This window comes from Kosmotoga sp. (assembly GCF_982836095.1).
In genome coordinates, this window is record NZ_CEYIHJ010000192.1 from 1 (window position 1) to 3,167 (window position 3,167).

Annotated in this window: 2 protein-coding genes and 2 pseudogenes; 2 read left to right on the top strand and 2 right to left on the bottom strand. The window is 36.6% G+C overall.

The genetic code is table 11. The features are described from left to right. Window positions 1-364, top strand: a 364-nt coding sequence (locus AC3LHT_RS09900) for a Crp/Fnr family transcriptional regulator (protein WP_488662773.1), incomplete at its 5' end; no start/stop codon positions are given. A gap of 183 nt (window positions 365-547) precedes the next feature. On the opposite strand, the pseudogene AC3LHT_RS09905 reads toward AC3LHT_RS09900, so the two are convergent. Beyond that, window positions 548-1,486: pseudogene (locus tag AC3LHT_RS09905) on the bottom strand (IS256 family transposase, variant Zn-binding type); the annotation flags it as partial. A gap of 384 nt (window positions 1,487-1,870) precedes the next feature. Next, a pseudogene (locus tag AC3LHT_RS09910) lies at window positions 1,871-2,809 on the bottom strand (IS256 family transposase, variant Zn-binding type); the annotation flags it as partial. Between the two features lie 172 nt (window positions 2,810-2,981). Here AC3LHT_RS09910 and AC3LHT_RS09915 point away from each other — a divergent pair. Next, window positions 2,982-3,167 (top strand): helix-turn-helix domain-containing protein (locus AC3LHT_RS09915; RefSeq protein ID WP_488662774.1); only part of this gene is annotated, 186 nt, incomplete at its 3' end.

Here is a 3,167-nt window from a genome sequence, read left to right on the forward strand (position 1 = left end):
CAAGAACAGGAAAGAGGTCGTATTTAAGCCGGGGGAAACCATTTTTAAAAGCGGCGGTCCGCTTACACATTTAATTTGTGTTACCAGGGGAATGGCTAAAGTTTATATAGAAGACCCCGATTCTGAAAAAAGAGTTTTAATGGCTTTGATAAAACCTGTTCAATTGATAGGTGGTCCGGGATTTTTAGTTGATGACATGCACTATATTACTGTTGTTGCATTGGAAGAGACGCAGACTTGCTATGTCGAGATAGAAAACTACAAAGAAGTAATGCGTACCAATCCGGAATTCTCAATGGAGTTGGTAAGATACCTGAACGAAAGAATTATTAAACACTACAACAAAATTATGGTAATGTACTGAAAAATGGTTGGTGACTTATAGAAAAACAATCATTATATTGGCACTGTTAATCTGAAGAGGAATCAAGCTCTGGTGGAGATCAACTTGACAGCAATAGGATTAACGCATATACAGTTTTACTGGGCAGCCATTTTAGGCTGCCCTTTTTTTGTAATACTGGTATGCTTCTATGGCTAAAAAAACTTATCTCTCATTTGAAAAATAGATGTACCATTTGATAAAATTAACCCTGTTTTTTGTCGTAAGTCCTCTATGCAAATCAAGGTGATTTTTCAAGTGGCTGAAGAACCCCTCAATACCGTTTGTGGTTTTGGGAATTTTATCATTTGACAGATAATGGAACATGTTCGGCAAAGCTCTTTTTATTGAGAAGAAAGAACGTCTTTGTAGCCTATGTGTATACCAATATCTTCCTGTTTCTGTGTTGTATGTTTTTTCGTCAATGTACTCCTTATGCCTTTCATGCCATTTGTAAAGTTGCCGTGTCCAGAACAACCTGTCATTGTTAGTTTTTATCTTGAGAATCAACAACACTAATTGCCTTAGTTCTTGACCTGCAATATACTTTGGATACCTTGTTAACCAAAGCAGGCACATCCTTTGAATATGAACCAGGCAGCGTTGTACTTTAACATGGGGAATAGACTTTCTAATAGCCTTTAGAATGCTTTTATGGCCATCAGTGGTAATACTCTCAATTTGTATTCCAAGCTTAATCAGGTTGTCAAGATCTTCCTTTATTTCCTCATAATGTTCGCCATTTGAGAAGCGGATCAGTTGCGTGTAGCCATCCTCATTGTCTTGATAACACAACAAGCAAAACTTCTTGAAATATGTTGCGTCATAACGTAGGTGAATATTATCTCGTTTGATAATCTTAATCCTGGGGGCTTGTTCCAGAAAATAATAAAAAGTCCTCTGAAGCGTATCCTTGGATAGTTTACTATCTCGACATAATGTATAAAAAGTCTGCCGCTCTAGCACCCATTTCTTGAACCATATGAATCTGTTTTGAAACTTTTGATGTGGACGGTTCCTTGTAAAATAAATACCGCAATTCTTGCATCTGAACCGCTGCTTACCACCTCTTTTTCCCCATCTGATTACATCTAAGCTTCCACAGGCCCAACAACGCTTTTTTTTGAATTTTCCATGATTAAAAAAGTTTTATGAAACAAAGTTCATAAAACTATTCTACAAACCATAAAGCGAAAGGTATACAGAGGATTTTACCAACCATTTTTCAGTAATATGCCCTTATTCCAGCTAAAGAAAAAGGTTGTCTCAAATTTTTGGGGCAACCTTTTTTTGGTAATGTACTGAAAAATGGTTGGTGACTTATAGAAAAACAATCATTATATTGGCACTGTTAATCTGAAGAGGAATCAAGCTCTGGTGGAGATCAACTTGACAGCAATAGGATTAACGCATATACAGTTTTACTGGGCAGCCATTTTAGGCTGCCCTTTTTTTGTAATACTGGTATGCTTCTATGGCTAAAAAAACTTATCTCTCATTTGAAAAATAGATGTACCATTTGATAAAATTAACCCTGTTTTTTGTCGTAAGTCCTCTATGCAAATCAAGGTGATTTTTCAAGTGGCTGAAGAACCCCTCAATACCGTTTGTGGTTTTGGGAATTTTATCATTTGACAGATAATGGAACATGTTCGGCAAAGCTCTTTTTATTGAGAAGAAAGAACGTCTTTGTAGCCTATGTGTATACCAATATCTTCCTGTTTCTGTGTTGTATGTTTTTTCGTCAATGTACTCCTTATGCCTTTCATGCCATTTGTAAAGTTGCCGTGTCCAGAACAACCTGTCATTGTTAGTTTTTATCTTGAGAATCAACAACACTAATTGCCTTAGTTCTTGACCTGCAATATACTTTGGATACCTTGTTAACCAAAGCAGGCACATCCTTTGAATATGAACCAGGCAGCGTTGTACTTTAACATGGGGAATAGACTTTCTAATAGCCTTTAGAATGCTTTTATGGCCATCAGTGGTAATACTCTCAATTTGTATTCCAAGCTTAATCAGGTTGTCAAGATCTTCCTTTATTTCCTCATAATGTTCGCCATTTGAGAAGCGGATCAGTTGCGTGTAGCCATCCTCATTGTCTTGATAACACAACAAGCAAAACTTCTTGAAATATGTTGCGTCATAACGTAGGTGAATATTATCTCGTTTGATAATCTTAATCCTGGGGGCTTGTTCCAGAAAATAATAAAAAGTCCTCTGAAGCGTATCCTTGGATAGTTTACTATCTCGACATAATGTATAAAAAGTCTGCCGCTCTAGCACCCATTTCTTGAACCATATGAATCTGTTTTGAAACTTTTGATGTGGACGGTTCCTTGTAAAATAAATACCGCAATTCTTGCATCTGAACCGCTGCTTACCACCTCTTTTTCCCCATCTGATTACATCTAAGCTTCCACAGGCCCAACAACGCTTTTTTTTGAATTTTCCATGATTAAAAAAGTTTTATGAAACAAAGTTCATAAAACTATTCTACAAACCATAAAGCGAAAGGTATACAGAGGATTTTACCAACCATTTTTCAGTAATATGCCAAATTATCAGCTTAGCATATAAGCAAACCCATGGAAAAGTGGCAGACACCTTGCTTTATCTGGCTGGTGAGATATACAAGACTGATACTTTCGAAACACTTTTAACACGTCAGGATTTAGCTGATATGTGTGCGATGGCAAAGGAAAGTGTGATTAGGGTACTCAAAGAATTTACCGATGAAGGGACTATTAAATGTGGCATCCATGATTTTGAGATTATTGAT